At 36.7% G+C, this 24,154-nt stretch carries 18 protein-coding genes and 1 tRNA gene; 11 read left to right on the top strand and 8 right to left on the bottom strand.

What is annotated here, in order from left to right; genetic code table 11:
* Positions 1-6: 6 nt before the first annotated feature.
* Both GWI58_RS02715 and pepA read right to left on the bottom strand, forming a co-directional pair.
* Positions 7-456 (bottom strand): DNA polymerase III subunit chi, encoded by a 450-nt coding sequence (locus tag GWI58_RS02715; protein WP_004246185.1) that lies wholly within the window; start codon positions 454-456, stop codon positions 7-9.
* An 80-nt stretch (positions 457-536) separates the two neighbouring features.
* Positions 537-2,045 carry a leucyl aminopeptidase gene (gene pepA, locus GWI58_RS02710; protein WP_004246183.1) on the bottom strand — a complete coding sequence of 503 codons (1,509 nt, stop codon included), beginning with the start codon at positions 2,043-2,045 and terminating at the stop codon, positions 537-539.
* Between the two features lie 286 nt (positions 2,046-2,331).
* Here pepA and lptF point away from each other — a divergent pair, with 286 nt between their 5' ends.
* Positions 2,332-3,429: an LPS export ABC transporter permease LptF gene (gene lptF / locus GWI58_RS02705; RefSeq protein ID WP_004249580.1), complete on the top strand. Its 1,098-nt coding sequence runs from the start codon at positions 2,332-2,334 to the stop codon at positions 3,427-3,429.
* Entirely contained in the window at positions 3,429-4,508 is a 1,080-nt protein-coding gene (gene lptG, locus GWI58_RS02700; protein ID WP_004246180.1) for an LPS export ABC transporter permease LptG, read from the top strand. The genes lptF and lptG overlap by 1 nt, the downstream gene beginning before the upstream one ends.
* Positions 4,509-4,589: 81 nt before the next feature.
* Here the strand turns inward: lptG and ampH are convergent, their stop codons facing one another.
* Entirely contained in the window at positions 4,590-5,807 is a 1,218-nt protein-coding gene (gene ampH, locus GWI58_RS02695; RefSeq protein WP_017628755.1) for a D-alanyl-D-alanine-carboxypeptidase/endopeptidase AmpH, read from the bottom strand.
* 1,471 nt (positions 5,808-7,278) lie between these two features.
* On the opposite strand from ampH, the gene GWI58_RS02690 reads away from it, so the two are divergent.
* From GWI58_RS02690 to GWI58_RS02680, 3 genes are all read left to right on the top strand, one after another.
* Positions 7,279-7,363, top strand: a tRNA-Leu gene (locus GWI58_RS02690).
* Between the two features lie 474 nt (positions 7,364-7,837).
* A complete protein-coding gene (locus GWI58_RS02685) occupies positions 7,838-9,820 on the top strand; it encodes a DNA methyltransferase (RefSeq protein ID WP_202608513.1) in 1,983 nt (660 codons plus the stop codon).
* 5 nt (positions 9,821-9,825) lie between these two features.
* Positions 9,826-12,438 carry a DEAD/DEAH box helicase family protein gene (locus GWI58_RS02680; RefSeq protein ID WP_161768875.1) on the top strand — a complete coding sequence of 871 codons (2,613 nt, stop codon included), beginning with the start codon at positions 9,826-9,828 and terminating at the stop codon, positions 12,436-12,438.
* A 421-nt stretch (positions 12,439-12,859) separates the two neighbouring features.
* Here the strand turns inward: GWI58_RS02680 and GWI58_RS02675 are convergent, their stop codons facing one another.
* Positions 12,860-13,732 carry a phosphorothioated DNA-binding restriction endonuclease gene (locus GWI58_RS02675; RefSeq protein ID WP_161768874.1) on the bottom strand — a complete coding sequence of 291 codons (873 nt, stop codon included), beginning with the start codon at positions 13,730-13,732 and terminating at the stop codon, positions 12,860-12,862.
* An 835-nt stretch (positions 13,733-14,567) separates the two neighbouring features.
* Between GWI58_RS02675 and GWI58_RS02670 the strand changes: the two genes are divergently transcribed.
* Positions 14,568-14,825, top strand: coding sequence for a helix-turn-helix domain-containing protein (locus tag GWI58_RS02670; protein WP_012368780.1), 258 nt, complete (start codon positions 14,568-14,570; stop codon positions 14,823-14,825).
* A 474-nt stretch (positions 14,826-15,299) separates the two neighbouring features.
* On the opposite strand, the gene prfH is transcribed toward GWI58_RS02670, so the two are convergent.
* The 4 genes from prfH to deoC form a co-directional block, all read right to left on the bottom strand.
* The gene (gene prfH / locus GWI58_RS02665; protein ID WP_004246152.1) at positions 15,300-15,911 is read right to left on the bottom strand and encodes a peptide chain release factor H; all 612 of its coding nucleotides are present in this window, start codon (positions 15,909-15,911) and stop codon (positions 15,300-15,302) included.
* The gene (locus GWI58_RS02660) at positions 15,911-17,047 is read right to left on the bottom strand and encodes an RNA ligase RtcB family protein (RefSeq protein WP_237611661.1); all 1,137 of its coding nucleotides are present in this window, start codon (positions 17,045-17,047) and stop codon (positions 15,911-15,913) included. Before GWI58_RS02660 ends, prfH begins: the two co-directional genes overlap by 1 nt.
* Before the next feature lie 266 nt (positions 17,048-17,313).
* Positions 17,314-18,090 (bottom strand): DeoR family transcriptional regulator, encoded by a 777-nt coding sequence (locus GWI58_RS02655; protein WP_004246149.1) that lies wholly within the window; start codon positions 18,088-18,090, stop codon positions 17,314-17,316.
* A gap of 55 nt (positions 18,091-18,145) precedes the next feature.
* Entirely contained in the window at positions 18,146-18,814 is a 669-nt protein-coding gene (gene deoC / locus GWI58_RS02650; protein ID WP_004246148.1) for a deoxyribose-phosphate aldolase, read from the bottom strand.
* 179 nt (positions 18,815-18,993) lie between these two features.
* Between deoC and rbsK the strand changes: the two genes are divergently transcribed.
* The 5 genes from rbsK (at position 18,994) to GWI58_RS02625 (ending at position 24,120) form a co-directional block, all read left to right on the top strand.
* Positions 18,994-19,914 (top strand): ribokinase, encoded by a 921-nt coding sequence (gene rbsK / locus GWI58_RS02645; RefSeq protein WP_004249546.1) that lies wholly within the window; start codon positions 18,994-18,996, stop codon positions 19,912-19,914.
* A 216-nt stretch (positions 19,915-20,130) separates the two neighbouring features.
* On the top strand, positions 20,131-21,045 hold the full coding sequence (murQ, locus tag GWI58_RS02640) for an N-acetylmuramic acid 6-phosphate etherase (RefSeq protein ID WP_004249544.1): 915 nt from the start codon (positions 20,131-20,133) through the stop codon (positions 21,043-21,045).
* Between the two features lie 39 nt (positions 21,046-21,084).
* On the top strand, positions 21,085-22,449 hold the full coding sequence (locus GWI58_RS02635; protein WP_046335042.1) for a PTS transporter subunit EIIC: 1,365 nt from the start codon (positions 21,085-21,087) through the stop codon (positions 22,447-22,449).
* 31 nt (positions 22,450-22,480) lie between these two features.
* Positions 22,481-23,332: a MurR/RpiR family transcriptional regulator gene (locus tag GWI58_RS02630; RefSeq protein WP_161768872.1), complete on the top strand. Its 852-nt coding sequence runs from the start codon at positions 22,481-22,483 to the stop codon at positions 23,330-23,332.
* On the top strand, positions 23,332-24,120 hold the full coding sequence (locus tag GWI58_RS02625; RefSeq protein ID WP_049211290.1) for a sulfite exporter TauE/SafE family protein: 789 nt from the start codon (positions 23,332-23,334) through the stop codon (positions 24,118-24,120). Before GWI58_RS02630 ends, GWI58_RS02625 begins: the two co-directional genes overlap by 1 nt.
* The last annotated feature ends 34 nt before the right edge of the window (positions 24,121-24,154 follow it).

The raw sequence follows: 24,154 nt of genomic DNA, 5'->3' as shown, positions 1-24,154 counted from the left end.
ACGTATTCAATAGGTTGGCGGCGTAGCCATTGTCAAAGTAAAGCCGACGCTACGATAAATTTTATATCGTTCTCGCGCCAACTGTTTTAATTGTTCATCGATAGGTACGAAGTCTATCACTTCATGGAAAGCTGTGGCAAAGTCTGCAAATTGTGACTGCAAATTAATCAGGAGATCACGCGGGGCATTGCCCCGTTTGCCCGGCCAACATAATTCAACAGGCGCACCATAACGAGGCCCTTCACCTGCTAGGTTATGAGGCACAAATTGATGTGGCTCTCTTGCCCATAGTGCTTCATCCAACAATTCAGCTTGTGGCTGTGAATCACAGACGAGCAAAACCCGTTTGCCTAAACGCCAATGTTCTGCGGCAAGTTGACAAGCAAGCCACTCATGGGCTTGTAAATCTTGATGTATTGATGGATGTTCCATTAAATAAAACGTGGCGTTTTTCATGATATCCCGATAATAGAAGGGTATTGCATTGCAATACCCTTCTATGAGTCTGCTCTATTTACCTTAATAATTATGCGGTATTACTCGTCGCTATTCAAACCTGCGCGGTTTAATAAGAACTGCGACAGTAAAGATACTGGGCGACCCGTAGCACCTTTCGCTTTACCAGAGCGCCATGCCGTACCTGCGATATCTAAATGTGCCCAGTTATATTTGCTTGCAAAGCGCGCTAAGAAACAACCTGCGGTAATGGCTCCCCCTAAACGTCCACCCGTATTGGCAAGATCGGCAAAATTAGATTCAATTTGCTCATAGAACTCTTCTCCTAAAGGTAAACGCCATGCGCGATCGCCCGCTTGCTCTGAAGCATTCATTAATTCATGGGCTAATGGGTTATGGTTAGACATTAATCCACTATAATGATGACCTAATGCCACCATACAAGCCCCTGTTAATGTGGCGATATCAATAACTAACTCAGGCTCAAAGCGCTCAACGTAGGTTAATGTATCACACAGCACTAAGCGACCTTCAGCATCCGTATTTAATACCTCAACAGTCTGGCCTGACATAGTAGTAAGAATATCACCAGGACGATAGGCTTTACCACCCGGCATATTTTCACAGCCAGCCAATACACCGATGACATTAATAGGTAGTTGTAACTCAGCAACGACGCGCATCACACCATATACTGTTGCTGCACCACACATGTCGTATTTCATTTCATCCATGCCATCAGCAGGTTTAATTGAAATACCACCAGAATCAAAGGTGAGTCCTTTACCAACCAGTACAATTGGACGGGATTCAGGATCTTGATTACCTTTATATTCAATAATCGACATTAAAGATTCATTTTGTGAACCTTGACCGACCGCTAAATAGGCATTCATATTTAGCTCTTTCATCTGCTCTTCACCAATGACTCGGGTAGAGACATTCGCGGATGAGTCAGCGAGTTGGCGAGCTTGAGAGGCTAAGTATGCCGCATTACAGATATTAGGTGGCATATTAGCTAAATCTTTACAGGCTTTGATCCCTGATGCAATAGCTAAGCCGTGGGCAATAGCACGCTCACCGCTTGGTAATTCACGTCGAGTAGGGACATTAAAGACCATTTTACGCAATGGACGACGTAATTCGGTTTTATTACTTTTCAGTTGATCAAAGGTATAGAGGCAGTCTTTTGCAGTCTCAACCGCTTGACGTACTTTCCAGTAATTATTACGGCCTTTAACATGTAGCTCAGTCAGAAAACAAACTGCTTCCATTGACCCTGTTTCATTGAGCGTGTTAATTGTTTTCTGAATAATTTGTTTGTACTGACGTTCATCCAATTCACGCTCTTTACCACAACCAATCAGCAAAACGCGCTCAGAGAGAACATTTGGCACATGGTGCAGCAGCAATGACTGGCCGACTTTACCTTCCAGTTCACCACGGCGTAATAAGGCGCTGATGTAACCATCGCTGATTTTATCAAGTTGCTCCGCTATCGGAGATAAACGACGAGGCTCAAACACCCCCACGATAATACAAGCGCTGCGTTGTTTCTCTGGGCTGCCGCTTTTTACATTAAACTCCATGCGTTCTCCTGAATATTAAAGACAAAAACGGAAAGTATCGTTTAGAATAGTGATCCGCATTAATCTACCCCATAGAAAGTTTACTTTTTATGTTAAGCTAAATGCATTAATTGAACACAACTAATTTAGCTAACTTATAAGCTTGTTCTGATTGGGAACCTGTTTATAGCATGTTTTGATATCATTTGGGCTGCAAGAATGTCTAACTGAGATGCACAAATGATAGATATACAACGAAGTTAGCGATTTTCCTGCAAAAAGACAAGTTTTCACAGGCATAACTAGCGTGATTATAATTCGATATTTAGCTCGGGAAACCCTTAAAAGTCAGATAGCCATCTTATTTATCTTGATGCTTATCTTCTTTAGCCAAAAGCTGGTTGAAATTTTAGGGGCTGCTGTAGAAGGTAATATTCCTACAAACCTTGTGGTTTCTCTGCTGTGGCTGGGGATCCCCGAGATGGCACAGCTTATTCTACCATTAAGCCTTTTTCTTGGTCTTCTGATGACTTACAGCAAACTTTATGTTGAAAGTGAGATAACCGTCATGAATGCCTGTGGAATAGGTAAAAAAGCATTAGTGCAAGCAGCACTATTGTTGTCATTACTTACTAGCGTCTTGGCGGCAGGGAATGTGGTGTGGTTGATACCATGGTCGTCTGTACATCAAGAGCAAGTGCTGGAAGATGCAAAAGCCAATCCAAGCCTAGCGGCATTAATGGAAGGGCAATTTAAAATGTCCAGTGACCGTAATATGGTGCTTTATCTCGGTAGCGTAAAGGGCAACCAATTCCAAGATGTTTTCTTGGCTCAATTGCGTCCAACACAAAACCAACGCCCATCTGTTGTGGTGGCGGATAAAGGGTATACCAAAGAGCTACCAAACGGTAACCAAGTCGTGGTACTTAGCGAGGGTACGCGGTATGAAGGTACGGCGGTTCTACGCGATTTTCGTATTACGGATTTTACCGATTACCAAGCGGTGATAGGCCATCGAGAGTCTACTATTAGCCGTAATCGCGTCGAACAAAAAACCATGAATGAGTTGTGGCACTCAACAGAGCCTGAGTCTATCGCTGAATTTCATTGGCGTTTAACCTTAATTTTCTCTGTGGTGATCATGGCGTTAATGGTTGTGCCGTTAAGTGAAGTCAACCCACGTCAAGGGCGAGTGTTAAGTATGTTGCCGGCGATGTTGCTTTATTTGGTGTTTTTCCTATTACAAAGCTCCTTGCGTTCAAGCGGTGAAAAAGGAAAGGTTGACCCACTTATTGCTATGTGGACAGTGAATGGGATTTATTTTGCTTTAGCGCTGTTATTGAATGCGTGGGATACCTTACCAATGCGCAAACTACGTGCTCGCTTTAAGAAAGGAGTTGCCTGATGTTTGGTGTATTAGATAAATATATCGGGCGTACGATTTTGCAATCGATTTTGATGACGCTATTTTTACTGGTATCACTGTCTGGCATTATCAAATTCGTCGATCAGCTGCGCAAAGTAGGGCAAGGTGATTTTACGACCTTAGATGCGGGGATTTATGCGGTTTTAAATATCCTCAAAGATGTGCAAATCTTCTTTCCGATGGCGGCCTTATTAGGGGCTTTATTAGGATTAGGGGCATTAGCGACACGTAGTGAGCTGGTGGTGATGCAGGCATCGGGTTTTACTCGTTTGCAAATTGCCGGCTCCGTGATGAAAACCGCGATCCCATTAGTACTGTTAACGGTATTAATTGGCGAGTGGGGGGCACCGCAAGGTGAACAATATGCACGTAATTACCGTGCAGAAAAGATCATGGGTAACTCTTTAGTGTCCACTAACCGTGGAATGTGGGCTAAAGATGGTAATCAATTTATCTATATTAACCGTATTAAAAGCCAAAATGAGATGCAAGGCATTACGCTGTATAATTTCGATAATAATCGAAAACTTGAAACTGTGCGTTATGCATCCAGTGCCACTTATGATCCAGATAAAAAAGTGTGGTTACTAAAACAAGTTGAGCAATCTGATCTTACTTCGCCACAAAAAATTACGGGTAAAAAACAGGTATCTTTAGAGTGGCAGACTCGCTTAACACCTGAAAAACTGAGTGTTGTGGCATTAGATCCAGATGCCTTATCCATAAGTGGCTTATATCAATATGTAAAATACCTCAAACAGAGTGGGCAAGAATCAGCCAACTATGAGCTGAACTTCTGGAAAAAAATCTTTGCGCCTATTTCTGTTGCAGTGATGATGCTAATGGCGCTGTCATTTATTTTTGGCCCATTACGTACTGTACCTATGGGGCTGCGTGTGGTAACAGGAATAGCCTTTGGTTTTCTGTTCTATATTGTGAATGAAGTTTCAGGCCGATTAAGTTTGGTATATGGCATTCCTGCCGTAGTGGCCGCCTTAGTTCCTGGTATGCTCTTTTTAGTATTAAGTTTATGGTTATTAATGAGGCGTAATCGCTAAGTAGTATTAACGATTAACAATGCTTAAAGAAAAAGCGCCTTCAACAATCAAGGCGCTTTTTTTATAAGTTGATTATTTCGGTTAAAAACTTTGTGCTAAAGCACGCACAAGGGCATTTGTACCTCGAGTCACTTCACTAAACTTGGTGCCATTAGCTTTACGGGTGATGACAACAAAAACACCGATATTTAATTCAGGAATGGTTGCCATATAGGTATTAAAACCACCGCCACCACCGGTTTTTTGGTAAATAGCAGGCACACCATTGGCAGGCGCCATATAAACCCATCCTAAGCCAATGCCATCCGCTCGCCCTGCAACATCCATCCCTTCAATAGAAGATAGTCGTTGGCGTGGAAAATAAATAGACTGCTCTTTACTGGCCGTCGCTTTTCTCATCGTATTATTTGAGTTTAAAAAGCCTTGCATCCAACGTTGCATATCTGCAGGCGTAGAATAAACACCACCACTTCCGGCGGCGGCGATAGTCTCAGAACAAGGGCTGGGTCTATAACCAATTAATAATCGCTGACATTGTGTGCTATTTGGCGTTAACGTGGTATCACGCATTCCCGCAGGTTGTGTCACATACTGTTTTAATAGTTGAGGATAGTTTTTACCAGAGGCTTTCACTAATGCATCTGCTAATAAATCATAAGCCAGATTAGAATAAGAGGCAGATTGTCCCGCCGGTGTTGTTAAAGAGGCTTTTTTTAGCCAGTTCCAGCGATCGCCATGGGTTGGCCAAATAAAAACCGGTCTACCCCATTTTCCGCCGGGTTGTTCACGAGGAAAACCACTGGTATGGGTAGCTAAATGATAAAGACGAATAGGAGATTGATTGTTCACTAATGGAATATCGACACCATAATAACTATATTTTTGCAGAGGATCAGTAACCAACAACTTGCCATCATCTTGTAATTTTAACATCACTTCACTCGTCATTAATTTAGTAATAGAAGCAATACGTATTAATGAGTTCATTGACGGGGTTTGACGGCTATCGGGGCTTGTAGTACCAAAAGCACGATTAAGAGATTGCGTATTGTTAATCATGACAATCACCATCCCTTGAGGGTTACTCTTTTGATAAATCTGCTGAGCATACTTATCAAAAATCTCCCGACTATTATTCGCCTTTGGTGATAAGGTGGTTGGCCATTGTGACAATTCAGGCACATTATGTTGATTAAACTTAGCGGGTAACGTTGGCGTTACCGTTGCTCGTTGACTACAGGCATTGAGCGTAAGTAGTGCAACAGGAATGAGGAGATATTTTAGGAGATGTTTTTTCATTTTATGATCAACATAACGAGTAAGGTGAAAGAAAAGAGAACAAAATAAATCAGCCATAACATAAATGGATGATTGTTTTATCGCGTTACTTTTTGTTTTTATTTATCATTTTTAGTACAGCACCTAAAACAAGCCCAATAAAAATACCGGCCATGATCCAGCTAACAATACCCATACCATCCCCTTTATAGCAGATTTAAACCAAATTTTGATTATATTATCAGAAATAAGAATGTCTATCAGAGCAATAGTGGGTTAATGAAAAGTTGATGTAAAATAGGCTGAAGGACTTCTACAAAGAGATTTTTTGTGAAGGACATCATAAAAATCTTATTATTGGTTGTTTTTTGTACATAAAAAGGGTGGAAAAAACAGGAAAGTATTACAAAGGTGTTACAATCCCCCCTAAATTTTGCCTATTTTTACTTTATTATTAGTTTTTCTTTATTATTCGGTTAATAGTTGTTTATCAAGTAAATGTTAATTAATGGATTTATATTCCTTAAATTGATTAGTTTTAGATTTTATATTCTAAATCTATATTTAAATTATCCATTTTTAAGGTTTTTGTAAAGATACTCACTCTGCGTGTTATACTTTGTAATACTTTAATTGTTGTGAAACATACAAATAAAACTTAATATAATCTCATCAAATCGACAGCTAAACACTAAATGCGAGTAAAGACGTATTAACAAAATTAACAAGGGAAAATGGTTAAAGAGAAATAAAACATAACAAGATGAAAGGAAAGCGAATAAATAAAAAGAGAGTAAAATATCGCCGTAATAAAATAATAATGAATTAATCATCAGTATAAATAAATCTATTTTAATAGAGGGCTTTTTATTTAAAGATAAGACTTTTATTTAACTAAGTATTATTATCTTAAAAAATAAAAATAGTTTAAATAACAGTAAGTAAATCAATAGATAGGCAAATAAAGCTATTTATTAACTATATAGTAAAGAAATAGTTAGAGGCTATCTATTTTAAATAACAATATATATTAAATATAACACTCTATTTAGAATAAAAATTCTTCCTTACACCAGGGAAGAAAAGGGCAGTGACATTAAAAAAATAACGATAGTCATAAAAATAAAATTAAGCCCTTAAATTGCAGTACCGTCGGATCAAAACACTAACCCAGTTTTGATCCTTTTTTTATATCTCGTTATATATAATTTAATATATCGATTTTATCTACTGCTCAGTTATAACGATGACAACAGAAGATAATCCATTATGCACAAATAAATGAAGTCAGTGTGCTAAGAGACTTAGGGATTGAGACTTGTTAAATTCAATGTTGCTTATCGATAGATGAATGTTACAAGTTTGCCCCATTCATAGAAGAACGATAAGATAAATGCACTTTTTTTCGCCAATCAAACTGAAAACCAACAATAATTGTTGCGAGGGTTCCTCACGCAAGTATAATGAACCTGTTTTCCAAACACACTTCAGTGCCGGAGTGGCGGAATTGGTAGACGCAGTTGATTCAAAATCAACCGCCTTCGGGTGTGCCGGTTCGAGTCCGGCCTTCGGCACCATAAGAACATCAATGGACGTCAACAGACGTCTTTTTTTGTATCTAAAATCCAGTGTTTGCAAGGTTCCTCTCGCATTTTAACTCTACCAACGTATACTCAACTCAACCGACATCAAGTTAATGATGTGGGTACATTTGCGGGTATATGCCGATTCGATAAAGTTTTGTACCCGCAATTCGGCTGCGAGGATAGTTAAAATGGCACTTTCCGATACTAAGGTTCGTTCTGTAAGATCAATGGTATTGTGAAGATTTATTTTGAATTGTATTAGAAAAAATGTGAGTAATATTTTTAATACACTAAGTGCAAAACAGTAATTAACTATTCTAAAACAAGTAATTAAAGATAAAATCTAAACCTTACCTAAGAGAGCTAGAATCTCTTAACTAACTTAATGACATCTGATGAGAATTCTTGTAAAATAATTCCCATTTCTTATTCTTATTAAATAGTAATAAATAAAATAAAATCAACATGTTAAATATAATTGATACTCTAACTAATGTTCTACAATCCGATGAAAGACTTGTAATTGATGGCAAACTTGCCAAGAATAAAATCGTTGAACTAGCATTGAATCTTGATCCTTCGTTACTGAAACTACTTTTGTCTGATGAGCAACTAAAAAGTTACTTCTTCCAAGATGTTTATGATATGTTGATTTTCGATAAAGTAGCGTTTCAACGGTTTGTTAACAATAAATCTTTTTTACCAGATAGTTACACTCAATTTAAAAACAAAATTGGGATAGCCTCAGATACGCATTACTTATCTGAAAGTAATGATGTTGTAATAGCATGGCCATATAAAGATTGCATTCTTGCAGGAGGTCAGACAAAGGAAGATCAAAAAAGAAATGAAATTTTTTGGAATGAAATACTTGCCCCTGAGCAAGTAGATACCCTATTAGCACCGAAGGTACTAATTAATTTTAAAAAATATGAAAAGAAAGCTCAATACACAGATTTCAATTTAGTCGGGGATGAAAATCTAATATTGAGAGGTAATAATCTCTTAGCATTACATTCTCTTAAAAATAAATTTCGTAACAAAGTTAAACTTATATATATCGATCCACCATATTTTTTTCATGCTCAGAAAAAAGAAGATACCTTCCAGTATAACTCTAATTTTAAACTTTCAACTTGGCTTACATTTATGAAAAACCGCCTCATAGTTGCAAAAGATTTATTGGCGGATGATGGTGCTATTTTTGTGCAAATTAGTGATGATGGTGTGGCAGAATTACACCTTTTAATGAAAGAAATTTTTAACACAGATCAAAATAATTTTATCAATAAAATTACAGTAAGAACTAAGTCTCCATCAGGTTTTGGTAGTGTAAATCCAGGTGTTTTTGAAACTGCTGAGTATATAATTGCATTTGCTAAAAATAAATCTAAATGGACTTATACCAGACAATATGTTCCTTGTTCCTATGATTCCAATTATAAATTTTACATTGACAATGTAGAAGATAATCCAGAAGAATGGATTATTACAGATGTTGCTGATTTTATAGCAAAGGAAAATGGATTTGATAATAAAAAGGAAGCTATTCAGGAATTAGGTGTTGCGAATTTTGATAATCTGATTGCTGATTTTTCAATTAAAAATGCACATAAAGTATTTAGATATACTGAAATAGGAAACAAAGCTGGGAAGTCGTTGGTTGAACTACGTGATTTAAGTAAAAAACAACCAAATAAAGTATTTAAATTTGAGAGGGAATCTCACTATGATGTTTATGTATTAAATGGTCGAGAAATAGCTTTCTATAATAAAAAAGTTCAAGTCTTAGATGGAAAGAAAACACCTGTAATTCAACTTTCAAATATTTGGAGCGATATTGCATATGAAGGAATTGCTAGTGAAGGTAAAGTTACTTTAAAGGGGGGAAAAAAGCCTGAAAAATTACTCAGAAGAATAATTGAAATGTCTACACAAGAAGGTGATTATGTTCTTGACTATCACTTGGGAAGCGGAACAACTACTGCTGCTGCTCATAAACTGAATAGGCGTTATATAGGTATAGAGCAACTCAATTATGGTTCTAATGATTGTCTTGTAAGAATGAATAACGTAGTCAATGGCGATACAACAGGTATTTCCAAAGAGGTTGGTTGGCAAAATGGTGGTTCTTTTGTTTACTGTGAATTAGCGGAATTGTCTTCAAAATATTCTAATCGAGTAGAACAAGCTCACAGTTCAGGTGAATTAATAGCTATTTGGAATGAATTAAAAGAAAGTTCAAACCTTTCCTATAAAATAGATCCTAAACAATTTGATAAAAATATTTCATTATTTAAAAATCTTTCTTTTGTAGATCAACAACGCTTTCTTATTGAAGCGATTGATAAGAATCAACTGTATGTTAATTATTCTGATATTGAAGATGAAAGTAATGCAATTTCAGAACTAGATAAAAAATTCAATAAACAGTTTTACGGAGCATAAAGACTATGGAAATGCTTCACGAGACTTTTAGCGCACTTAAAAGTGCTCTTGGTGAAAACGTTTTTTCTGAGCTTGTGCCAGACTATATCAAAGATAACTTAAATCCTAACTTTGAACTACGTCCATACCAAATGGAGGCATTTGGACGATTAGAGTTCTATCTTGATAAATACCAAAAAAGACCAAAAAATGGGCCAATAAATGTGTTATATCATATGGCGACTGGTTCTGGTAAAACATTGATTATGGCGGGTGAAATACTCACTCTTTATAAACGAGGATATCGTAATTTCCTTTTCTTTGTTAATAGCACCAACATCATTAAAAAAACGAAGGAAAATTTTTTAAAAAAAGGTTCATCGAAATATGTTTTTAACGACACCATTAATATTAATGGTGAACAAATCAATATAAAAGAAGTTGAAAACTTTGCTACAACTAACTCTAGTGATATAAATATTGTTTTTACCACAATTCAAAGTCTTCACGCTATAATTCTTAACCCAAAAGAAAATGCTCTTTCTATTGAAGACTTCGAAGATAACAAAGTAGTTTTGATTTCAGATGAAGCACATCATATAAATGCAGAAACAAAAAAGAAAAAAAGCAAAGAAGAGCAACATTCTGTTGATAGTTGGGAAAACACTATTAGAGGAATTTTTACAGCCAATAGCTCTAATATTATGTTGGAATTTACTGCTACAGCAGATATTGCCGATCCAAAAATAAAAGAAAAATATCAAGATGTTGTTCTTTTTGATTACCCTTTAAAGAACTTTAGGGAAGATCTTTATTCTAAAGAAGTCAAAGTATTACAATCAGATAGTGAACCATTCACCAGATCATTAAGAGCCATTATTTTAAGTCAATATAGACGTAAGGTTTTTGAGAAGCATCAAATTATTATTAAACCTGTTATTTTGTTTAAATCTAAAACAATCTCTGACAGCCAGGCTTTTCATAAAGAATTTCTAGAGAAAATAGAAATAATTGATCAAAATGATTTGGAGGCTATTAAGAATACTTCAATTGAAGGTGATGTGATTTACAAAGCTTTTCAATTTTTTGAAAAGAATAATATCAAGTTGGATTCATTGGCTTTAGAGTTGAAAGAAGACTTTTCTATTGAGAAAACGATTGAAGTAAATAGCAATAAAGGAGAATATTATCAAATAGAACTCAATTCATTAGAAGACTCTGATAATGAAATTCGAGGAATTTTTGCAGTTAATATGCTGAATGAAGGGTGGGACGTTCTTAACCTATTTGATATAGTTCGTCTATATGATACTCGTAATAAATGGGGTAAAACAGCAACGCAAGAAGCACAGTTGATTGGTCGTGGTGCTCGTTACTGTCCATTTAAAGTTGAAGATGAACAGCCTTTATATCAACGTAAATATGATATTTTAGATGATACAGTGGACGCTCACGAATTGAAAATTTGTGAAGAACTTTACTATCATTCTGCACATAACCCTGAATATATTAGTGACTTAAACATTGCTCTTCAAGAAATAGGCATTAAGCCTAAAACTCGAAAAGAATTACCATTAAGAGTAAAAGATAAGTTTAAGGAAACATCACTTTATAAGTCTGGTTTGATTTATGTAAACAGGCGTATTTCATACGACCGTTCTAAAGTTAAAGGTCTAGATAGTTCAATTATTAATACTAATTACTCTTATGCTATTAAAACCGAGCTCTCAAATGAGCTCATTATATTTGAAAATGCCACTGTTAAACATTTAAAAGTTAAACGGAAGCGTGTTAACTTAATTGATATGGGGAAGCAAGTTATAAGAAAGGCAATGGCTACCATTCCTACTTATAAATTTAATGAATTAAAGTTATTGTTTCCCAAATTAAAAACAACAGATGAATTTATTATTTCAAGCGATTATTTAGGCTCAATTTTGGTGGAGATTAGCGGTCGAGAAGATATATTAGAAAATATTCCGCAAATTGAAAAACTAAATTTGTGTAAAAAAGTCCTAAGTAAAATTTCTGAACAGTTAAAAGTTAACCGCATCGACTACGAAGGAACGAAAGAATTCATACCAAAAACTATCAATGAATTGTATAGTAAAGATAAAATATTAAATATTTCAAATGATGGTTTGACAGAGCAAGAATTTGGTATTGCTCAAAGTGAAACAACAAATGATAAACTGTTTTTGGACCTTTCTAAATGTGATTGGTTTGTTTTCAATGAAAATTATGGAACATCAGAAGAAAAGTATTTTGTAAGATACTTAAATACTATGATTGTTGATCTAAAATCAGTTTATGATGATGTTTATCTTTTTAGAAACGAAAAACATTTCAAACTTTATACGTTTGATGATGGCCGAGCTTTTGAACCTGATTTTCTTTTGCTCTTAACAAAACAAGAGCAAGAACTTGAATTGACTTATCAAGTATTTATTGAACCTAAAGGTGCTCATTTATTTGAAGGTGATGCCTGGAAGCAAAAATTTTTACGTGATTTAAAAGCGACACATAAAATAGAACAAGTTTGGAAAAGCAAGGAGTTTATAGTTTGGGGGCTACCATTTTACAACCATAAGTCTTCTAAATCAGATTTTATTCCGGAATTTGAAAAATTATTAAAATAGTAGAGTTTCACAAAAAATGTGTTAATTATAACCTCGATTGACATTTAATCTTAAAGATCAAGCTTATTTTTTAACACGTTATACGGTGCCTTACCAGCATGAGCTGAGTGGGAGCGATGACAATTATACAATACCTCCTATTCAGCTAATTTTTCATGTGAATCGATATCATCCTTATAATTGATTAATTGATAAAAATTCCGGCTTATCTGTTAATTGAGCGCTTACGAAACATTTGTAGAAGTCAGCCTCTAACACCATGCAATAAAAGAGTCTTTTGCAAAAAAGGTTGATATGGTCATTAGATTTTATATATCACAGTTTGTATTGTAATAACCGAGCCAAGATACAGTCTCTTCTTGATAAGAGAGTTGTAAATATTGAGTGATATTGATAAACACTTAACATCAACTCGCTAATTCTATAGCTTAAACACTTGCTCACGATGCCAATGGATAAATGTATCCTTCGGATGTTCTTTTGTGTTTTTAGGTAGGCCAATTACCTTATTTGAAAATTGCCAAAATAATTGCTCTACCATTTGATTACCATTCACACCGCTAGAAACTAATAATTTCATATTATCATCAATACTGATTGCGCCCATATCAAAGGCAGAGTGGTGTAATGCGCATAATGCCAACCCATTATTGATAGTACATGGGCCGCCGAATTGCTTCCATTTTATATGAGCGGCTTCTAGGCCAACCACGGCGCTATCATAACGTAGATTATAACCGCATATAGCACACTGATAATTGTAAGCACGTAAGATATTTTTTCTAAAAGTGGGATCTCGGTTTTGGCGAATTTCTTGTAGGGGAAAATCAAGGCGGTTAGCAATAACTTCTTGTACATTATCAGGGAAGTGTTCACTTAAAATCTGTTGTGCTAGCTTATTGATTAAACTTGGCTTTTTTATAAGAAGCTGATAGCTTTCTTGGTCAAATCCACCTAACACATTTTGCTGAATTAATTTATTTTTCGATGGTTGCTTATTATCTTTTGATAGATCGCTCTCTTTTGGTAGTTGCAACTCCCAAAAACCATCGCGAACTAATCGCCAGAAAGGCAGATTTGGATAATGCTCACGGCGAGATGGGCCAAAATTCATCAATAATTCTAATAACTGTTGATGAATTTCATTACCATAATTAAATAGTCGTGGATGGCCTTTGCGGTACTCGGAAAGCGCTAATAAGAGTAACAGTGGTTTATGGGGCGCTCTGTTATCACCTTTACGCCAGATCGTGATATTAGATATTTTCTGTTGTAGGATTTTTTGAGTATACATGGGTATTTTAGATAATAAGTGAATGGCTGAATGATAGCGAATGCGAAAGTTTATTAATATAGTCGCATAAAATCTTATTTTATAGAAGAAGCACAGAAACATGTTTAATTATTCATAGATGTTATAATAACATTGTTTTTTAATTTCTTTGCAACATCTTGATACTTAACGTAACAATAGTGATTTTAATGCCTCAAACATCTTCCTCACTCTATTAAATACAATATAAAAATAAAATGGTAAAACTTCCTCTAATCGCTAATTTTTTTTGATTTTACCATTAAAAATGGTTTTATCTTTATTTTAAAGATCCTAATAGGTAAATCTGTTTTATTATAGAATAACAACCATTCTTACATTTTGTACTATTTTTAGTCGTATTTAAAAAAAAAGCAAATAATAGACTCAAAATATCTATAAGTAAAAATAGCTAATTATTCTATTCTTTGAAATGCTTATAAGAAAGCATTTTTATGCTATGGTAGTATTATAAGTAATATCATATTTGATATATTTTTATAAATATAGTTATTGGTGGAGATTATTTTTATCTTTAAATTTAAAATATATTTTTATTTATACATGCAAGTATTAATTTTTTAACATTATATTAACTGTAAATTAGGCTTTTGTTTAGATAATAATCTTTATTAAGGTAAATTATTAAAATTTAATACTTAAAAAACGCATTTATAGGTATATCTATCTAAGTATTGTTACTACCGATCAATGCTTGTTTTTTGATAGCTGTTGGCTATCGTAATCTTTTTATTGATCGTTTTTATCAATTTGTACTAGAATCATCATTAGGGTTACCTGTCATTGAGGGGCGTATATGATGATCAATACAGTGGTAGGGAAAAGAATACAAAATAGAAGAAAAGAATTAAATATATCAAGTTCGAAAATTGCATTACAGTTAGGGATGACAGAGCAATATTATCTAAAATTAGAAAATGGTTATACTAAGATAACCGTTGATGAATTAATATGTATTGCGATTATTTTGAAAGTGTCACCACAAAGTTTATTACTAAAATCAACTGTTAGTCAGCAAAATAGGGATAGCCAATTAAATAATTATTATCACTAATAATATTATCACAATAGTGCTTTGTTAAAAAATACTCATATAGTAGTAGTTTATTGAGTAATATAGTAATGATAAGAAATTACTTCTAGGCATCTTTGATATTAAAATATAAGTATATATCTTTATTGAACGTCATAAATCAATAATTTATGATGCATATTTGATCGTTTTAAAATGTTTTCTATTACTACTCTATAGTGTTAAAGCTTTGTTTTTATAGTATAAAATCAGGTCTAATGTTAAATGAAATAGTAATTAAAAGTCGTGATAGATGGCTAATCGTCACTAAAGTGAATTAATAATAACCTTCTATCTTATACTGATGGCATTTAACATCGCTGATGCGTTTTATTTTCGCTATCTACTAAGATGTATAACCGATTTTATTATTTAAGATCACAGTGATGGTTTAATTATTAGATTTATTAGTCAGTTAAGCCACGATTTAATAACGTGGCTTTAGTTTTATATGAGTTATTTCGTTATTGGTAAAAACTCACGTCCATAAAAACAATGAGTTGCATTACCTCGGATCACTCGGTGATGAGCTAGGTGCCGCTGGTTATTAAATGAAGCTTGCTGTTGGGATAGATAATGATTTAGATGCCAAGCAATAAGCTGTTTCGCTAATTTTTTATTAGCATGTTGGCTTCGCTGAGACTGGATCTTGACGCTAATGCCTGTTGCAATATGCGTCGCTCTGACAGCTGAACTCGTTTTATTAACATGTTGTCCTCCGGGGCCATTGGCGCGCATGGTTTCAAATAAAATTTCTGTGTCTTGGATTTCTTGTGGTGGTTCAAAATAAGCGATACCGATAAACCAATTTTTGCGTTTATGTTTAGGTCTTAAAGTACTTGTACATTGCCATTGCACTGTGCCTGACCATTGTTGTGCGATAGCTTTAGCCTCTGCACCTTTAAGCGAGACTAATACTGACTTTAAACCATAACGCGATGGCTCTTGCTCAAGAATTATCACATCAACTTGCCGTTGCTCTGTGACGGTTAGAAAATAATTCAATGTTTTTTCTACCGCTATACAGCATTCTTCGGGGCCTTGTGCTGAAGAAAATTGTAATAACATTATGCTATCTCCCCACTGGTTTTATAAGTAATAACCGGTTTTAAGCGGGCGATAACCTCAATTAAACCAAGACTCCTCATACTTTCTATAACAGTTTCAATTGATTTATACGATTGAGGCGCTTCCTCATAAATTAATTGTTTATTAGCACAAATAATACGGCTACCTAGTGCTGTGCGTGAGAGCTGTAATGGCGTAAATCGATGTGATAAATGGCCTTTACACTCCGTTCGCATCCACTTTCTACCCGCACCATGTGGTAGAGAATGAAGGCTTAATTCAGAGATAATAGGCTTAACGAGATAACTGTGATCACCACGTGAACCAGGAATAACCACAATATCGTGATGAGCGGGAGTCGCCCCTTTGCGATGTAACCATCCCTGTTGATTATATAATTCGCAAGGCTCTACCAGATTATGGTTAACATCAGTAATAACCGTTCCTTGTGTATGAATTTGTTCCATCATTCTATGGCCAATCAAGTGGCGATTGAGCTTAGCATAATTAAGAGCATGGTCATGGGCTTGTAAGTAGTCATTGGCAGCGTCTGTATTCGCGACCAATCCTTGATGGCCAAATTGCTCTGTGTGAGCACGTAAAATAGATTGCCCTAAACCACGTGAACCACTATGCACCAATAGCAATAATTGTTTTTTATTAATACCACTGTTTGTAAACAATGCTTGATTAATAACTTGGTCAATTTGTTGGAATTCAGCAAAATGATTTCCACCACCAATAGAGCCTAATGAGTGAGCAAATGGATGATTTTGCATATCTGCAGGTAAATTATCTATCAACCATTCGATGGGCGCGATATCACTCATTTCGCTCAATTTTTTTTCTATTTTATCTAAATTGAGTTTGCTATGGTTAAATTCTGTTTGAAACAGTGTCATACCACAGCCAATGTCATTACCTACTAAAGCAGGGTAAAAACGGTTAACAGAAAAAAAAGCTGCTCCAATGGGATAACCACGACCGGGGTGTAAGTCTGGCATGCCAGTGACATAAGCCATTTCAGGAAGTTGAGCGGTTGTTACTAGTTGTTGGATTGCTTTACTTTCAATCCAAGTTTTATCTGAGGCGATATAACAAACGCGATCAGATAAATAATGAACACACTTGTCCATATTCCAATCCATATATTGTAAAGGATAAAAAATAACGTGATTGGCGGACAGTAAAAAGAAAGGATTACTTTTGAGATTGTCCGCAAAGAGTATTCATATTTGTTGTTGTCATGGGATACCTCCTTGCAGTTCTGTGAAATGGAAAATAATAAATCACGCAAATAGTAATCACTTTTTTTCACTTTAGCAATTAAAAAAGTAGCGTGATTTTTCTTTCTGTTTACCAAAAAAAGTAAATTAGGGAACAGTGAGATTTTTCTTTTGGGTTAATAAATAATTTTAACTGAGCTTTTTCGGCAATAGGCTTCGTAATCATCTGTTAATTTTCTATCGGTGATCACGACATCAAATTGCGCTAAATCACCCATATTGCCTGTGGCGGTTTCATCGAAGGCGTGGTATTTGGTGAGTAAGATCTTGCGAATCGATTTATCCATCGCTTTTCTCTTCATATGAAGATCATCGATGTTGTAGCAAGAAACACCAAAATCGAGGTGGACACCCTCTGCGGAAATAAAGGCTTTTTTCGGATTTATGTTATCAAGGTAACAAGGCTGGAGGGGATTATAAAATGAGTCGCTTTTAGGGCGATATTCGCCACCACACAGTAGTACGGTCGCATTTTTCTTTCGGCTTAATGCCAGAAAAACGCGGTGCGAATAACAAATACCAGTAAAGTGTAAACTCTCAGGAATAAGCTCAATTAATGTCGGAATAAGTTGGCCATTATCAAAAAATAGTACATCACCTTCAGACACCATGCCCGCAGCAAGATTAGGAATATGTAATTCTTGGGTTTGATCTGGGGTGATAATATCACTAGTCGATGTGATTAGGTTGCTATGAGGTTGTGCCAACGCGACAATATAGCCACCAAGCAGTGACATCGGATAGGGGTTTTCAACATCTGAACTGAGATCACGACGAATGGTCATTTCAGATACTTCAAGGATCCTCGCGGCATCTTTGAGATGGATGCGGCCTGAGCGTTTTATGCATTCGCTAAGGCGACGCAAACGTTCATGCTGTTTGGTCTCTATCACCTAAGGATCCTTCTATTATCGAATAGCGTATCCTATATAACGATACGCTAGGCTATTAGTAATTTGATTCTGGTGCATCTGAATCTGTTACAATCGCAACACTGGCACTTGCACCAATACGTGTTGCCCCCGCTTTGATCATCTTTAAGGCTGTTTGGCGATCACGTACACCACCTGACGCTTTTACGCCCATTTTGTCACCGACAGTTTGACGCATTAAAGCGACATGGTGTTCTGTGGCACCCATTGTACTGTATCCAGTTGATGTTTTAACAAAATCAACACCGACTTCGCAACACATTTCACAAACTAAACGTACTTCGTCGTCAGTTAATAGGCATGTTTCTAGAATAACTTTTAGTGTTGTATTTCCGCAAGCGGCTTTTACCGCGGCAATATCTTGTTTTACAAAATCAAAACGACCACTTTTTAACATGCCAATGTTGATAACCATATCGACTTCTTGAGCACCTTGGCGAATAGCTTCTGCCGCTTCAAATGCTTTGGTTGCTGTTAGGCCTGCACCAAATGGGAAGTCGATAACACAGCATACTTTAACATCACTTCCGGTTAGGCAAGTTCTTGCTAAAGGGATATAAGAAGTGTTAATACACACAGAGAAGAAACCGTGTTCAACAGCTTCAGCACATAATTGTTTGATTTGTGCTTCAGTTGTATCTGCAGCAAGTAGAGTATGATCGATATAATTAGCTAATGGACGCATAATCGTTTCCTTAAGAGAAGATTGTTATTTATCACTCATGTTAGTTTGGCAACATAATAGTGAGCTTTTAACGGGATAACAATCACAAATGATATTTAAATAACATGATATTGTTATATATCTATCTAAATGTAACTATTCTAACATTTTAACTTTTTCATTAGGGTGAGAGGGGCACTATGGATATCGCAGTGATTGGTTCAAATATGGTGGATTTGATCACCTATATAGATAGGATGCCAAAAGAGGGAGAAACCCTTGAGGCGCCAGCATTTAAGATTGGTTGTGGCGGGAAAGGGGCAAATCAAGCGGTTGCCGCTGCAAAATTAAATTCTAAGGTGATGATGTTAACCAAAGTGGGGGATGATATTTTCGCAGATAACACCATCATGAATTTAGAGTCTTATGGTATTAATACTCGTTATGTTGAAAAAGTGCCCGGAACCACCAGCGGTGTTGCACCTATTTTTGTTACCTCTCAATCATCCAATAGTATTTTGATCGTAAAAGGCGCGAATCAGCATCTATCGGCTGAAGATATCGATAGAGCCGCGGTGAGTTTAAAAAAATGTCGTATGATTGTGCTGCAATTAGAAATCCCGCTTGAAACGGTCTATCACGCGATTGAGTTTGGTAATAAACATCATATCCCAGTATTGTTTAACCCGGCACCGGCATCGAAAGCTTTAGATCTCACTATCGCCGCACAATGTGATTTTTTTGTCCCCAATGAGACCGAGCTGGAAATTTTAACGGGTATGCCAATTAATACGTTGGATGAAATTCGAGAAGCAGCCTACTTTTTACTCGAAAAAGGGTTTAAAAATATCATTGTTACATTAGGTGAAAAAGGGGCGTTATGGGTGAATGGGGAAATTGAGAAATATATCCCCGCCATTGAAGTTAATGCCGTTGACACCAGCGGTGCTGGAGATGCTTTTATTGGCTGTTTTTCTCATTACTATGTGCATACCGGCAATATTGAAGAAGCGTTAAATAAAGCGGTTATGTTCTCGGGTTTAAGTGTCACAGGAAAAGGCACTCAATCTTCTTATCCTAGTATTGAAGAATTTAGCGAATTTTTAAGCTCAGCAAAGTAGCCATCAATGAGCCACACCTCTCACAGCTCTCCTGTTTAAAATAAGGAGAGCTTTATTATCAATAAGTTATCTTTTTTACATCGCGTTAAGTTTGTTTTTAGTTGAATGTTTTTACGGTATTGTGATTTTGTTCACAAAATAGTCATCAATAAGATTGAATTAAAATTTCATTGGATGTAATTTTAATTGAAATACTATTTCATTAAGGTTATTACAATGAAAGATGATGCATTGAGTTTATGTCTTCAAAATGAAAGTAACCAAGAGACCACACAATTTTCTGAGCTAAGTACCTTAGCGTTAGTTTCGTTAATTAATAGTGCCGATATCACCGTGGCCTATGCCGTAAAGAAAGAATTACCCGCAATCGCGAAAGCCGTAGACAAAATTTGTGAACGTCTACGTCAAGGGGGACGCATTTTTTATGTCGGCGCAGGAACAAGTGGTCGATTAGCGGTATTAGATAGCGCGGAATGTCCGCCTACTTTTGGCGTTTCTCCCTCACTGGTACAAGCCATTATTGCTGGTGGGCATGATGCTATGCTCCAAGCCGTTGAGAATATTGAAGACAATCAACAAGCTGCTATCGAAGAGTTGCAACGCCGTGAGGTAAATTCTAACGATGTCGTTATTGGTATCGCTGCCAGTGGCCGCACGCCATTTACAGTGGCTGCATTACAGTATGCAAAGCAGATCAATGCATTAACGCTCTCAATTACTACCCGCGGTAAAGGTATGATGAGTGAAATAGCCGATTTATCCATCGCGCCAGATGTCGGCGCCGAAGTGTTAACAGGCTCGACAAGAATGAAAAGTGGCACGGCTCAAAAAATGATCTTAGGTATGCTAAGTACCAGTGTGATGACACGTTTAGGTAAGGTGCATAAAAACCTGATGGTCGATGTCGTGGCCAGTAATGAAAAATTACAGCGACGTGCTGAAGGTATTGTGAGTGAAGTGTGTGGGATCACAACACAAAAAGCGGCGGAGTTATTAAAAATGGTCAATTATCATCCGCGAAAAGCCATTTTAATGTATGAGCTTCATCTGAGTGTAGAGAAGGTTGAGCAAATGACACAACGCTATCCTTACCACTCTTTACAACAACAGTTAGCCCTATTTAATGAATAACAATATCAGTCAATCCTCTGAACTCTAGCAGGCACAATTATGGCTAATAAAATAGAACATCTCGACACCTTAGCATCAGAAATAGAAAAACAGGCTGGTGGGTTCAGCAATATCGCAACCTTAACACATTGCATGACCCGTATTCGTTTGATCTTAAAAGATAGTTCGCTATTTAATACCGAAGCATTAAAACAAGTCGACGGTGTCAAAGGCGTGGTATTTAATGGCGAGCAACATCAAGTCATAGTAGGAATGGGAACGGCCGCCAAAGTTTATTCAATCATGAATAAACGTATGCAAAAAAACACAGATAATAGCGAAGAAACCCCTGCGTCAACACCAGTGAAAAAAGGGTTTTCCATTCGTCGTATGCTAAATACGTTGGCGGCTATTTTTGTTCCTACTATCCCAGCATTAATTGGCTGTGGTTTAATTATGGGGCTAATTAATATTATCCGTTTAGTGGCTCCCGGCTTAGTTGATCAGTTTCCTGAACTCTTTAAGCTATTTAAACTGATCGGAAGCACCGTATTTGCTTATCTCTCTATTATGATAGGTATAAATACGGCTAAAGAGTTAGGGGCTTCAACCTCCATAGGTGCTGTTATGGCGGGATTATTAGCCATGCCGGGACTGGCTGATATCACATTATTTGGTGAGAAATTACAGCCTAATAGTGGTGGGATCTTCGCGGTCTTAATGGTGGTGGTATTCTCTTCAAAATTAGAGCTATGGTTTCGCAGTATTGTAAAAGAGAGTCTTGATCTTATTTTAACCCCCTTTGTCACTATTTTAGTTTCTGCGTTAGTGGCAATTATGGTATTCCAACCTATTGGTCATTATCTGAATCAACTATTAGCGCAAGGCGTCTCCTTATCACTATTAAATCATGGTGGCGGTGCGGTTGTGACAGGCGCAGCGTTAGGGGGCAGTTTCTTATTCTTATTACTAACCGGTCTACACCAAGGTTTAATACCGATCCACACTGAAATTTTAAATACCTTTGGGTTAAATTACCTATTCCCTATTTTAGCAATGGGCGGAATGGGGCAAGTAGGCTCTTGTTTCTGGGTTTATTTACGTACTAAAAACCAACGCTTAAAGAAAACGTTAATGGGTGCATTGCCTGTCGGCATTTTCGGCGTGGGTGAGCCTTTATTATTTGGTGTCTCTTTACCTTTAGGTAAGCCCTTTATTGCAGGTTGTATTGGCGGGGCTGCGGGTGGTGCATTAATGGCTTATTTTCAGGTTGGGATCATTATTCCATTTGGTACTGCTGGGTTATCATTAATTCCACTGGTGGGGGATGGGCAGATCATCAAATTCCTTATCGCAGTATTGGGGGCTTGGGTTGTCGGTTTTATTGCCAGTATATTAATCGGATTTACTGATCCAGAAAAATAAGTCAGAAGAAGAAAAGAAAAAGGATAATAGAATGTCAACACTGACTAAGAAACTTGAAAGTTTGCGCTTACAAGGCAAAGGGACAGAGCAACGTCTCGCCCACTATTTATTAGAAAATAGCGATAATATTGCCAGTATGAATGCCGCAGAATTGGCACAAAAAGCCGGTGTCAGTAGTGCTTCTGTTATCCGTTTTTCCCGCCAAATGGGGTATGGCGGTTATCCTGAATTTAAAATTGATTATCTCTCAGAAGAAAAACAACAAAAAAGCAGTAGTGATATTCTTTATGCCAATTTAGCCAAAACAGACTCGACAGAGCAGATTATTGCTAAAACAGGACATCTATTTACTACCGCCATTCAGGATTCGATAGCGTTACTGGATGCGGCGACGATAGATCTACTCGCTGAGAAAATGATCAGCGCTAAACGGATCGTTTTATTTGGTGTCGGTGCATCTGCGATCGTTGCGAGCGATATCTTCCATAAACTGATCCGAGTGAATAAAAACACCTTATTTAGTGCAGATCTCCATGCGCAACTTGCTTATTCAGCGAATTTATCCGCGGATGATCTGGCGATTGCTGTTACTGCAAGAGGTAATACTGCGGATATTAATCGTATGCTGAAAGCGGCAAATCAAGAAGGCTGTATCACAGTGGCTTTAACACGTTTTGGACAAGATGAAGCTACGCGCTTAGCGAATTACACATTACCTTATTTTTATGATGAGCAACATTCACAATTGGGGGTGATCACACCGCAAGTATTGCAAATGGTCGCTTTTGATGTGCTGTTTTTTAAATATATGACACTGGCAAAAGGCTCAGCGGAAAAAGCGCTATTAAAAGGGCGACAAGCTGTAATGCAAGGAAATCAATAATGTTATTTATCACCATATTAGCTGTTGGTGCGGCGATTGGCTTAATTATTAGCACAACGGGGGTAGGTGGTGGTGTTATTGTTTTACCTATATTAACGTATTTCTTTGGTATGAATGCATTAATGGCGGTGGCAACCGCAAATTTACTTTCAATGTTGATGAAAGTGACATCCTCATATATGCATTTCCGTTTGGGGAATATTCCCTTTAAACGAGCCATGATAGTCCTTGGCATTATGTTGCCAAGTACTTTTTTAGCGAGTTTACTCGTCAATTATTTAGGTTCATTAGCGCAATATCAGCAGCAAGTTGAGTGGGGGATTAATGCGCTGGTGGTGGCTGCCATTATTTTTTCTCTCTTTTTGTTTATTCAAAGAATGTTTTTCTCTTCACCTGTGATAGCTAAACAGATAACCCCATTAGCGCCTCTTAATATTAAGGCACTGTTATTACCGGCGATTGCAGCAGGTGTTGTTTTAGGTGCCACAGGGGTCGGTGGTGGTGTGGTGGTGTTACCTTTATTATTGCGTTACGCCAATCTATCGATAAAACAAGCGATAGGTACTTCGATTTTTACAACCACCCTATTATCAGGCTCTTCTGCATTAGCTTATATGCAAGATGGTCATACCGATATTCATTTAGCATTGCTGCTGTTTCTTGGCTCTTTGATCTCCATTCCTCTATCAAAATGGCTATTAATTAAAATGCCGGATAGGGTATTTCAGTATGCAACGTTGTTTTTAATTTTATGCAGCGCTTTCATGATGTTGGCGAGATTGTTTTAACTGATAGCCATACTATGGCATTGCGTCGATTCTT

The organism is Proteus sp. G2674 (assembly GCF_009915195.1).
Classification (GTDB): Bacteria; Pseudomonadota; Gammaproteobacteria; order Enterobacterales; family Enterobacteriaceae; genus Proteus; species Proteus mirabilis.
This window is presented reverse-complemented; position numbering and strand designations above follow the sequence as displayed.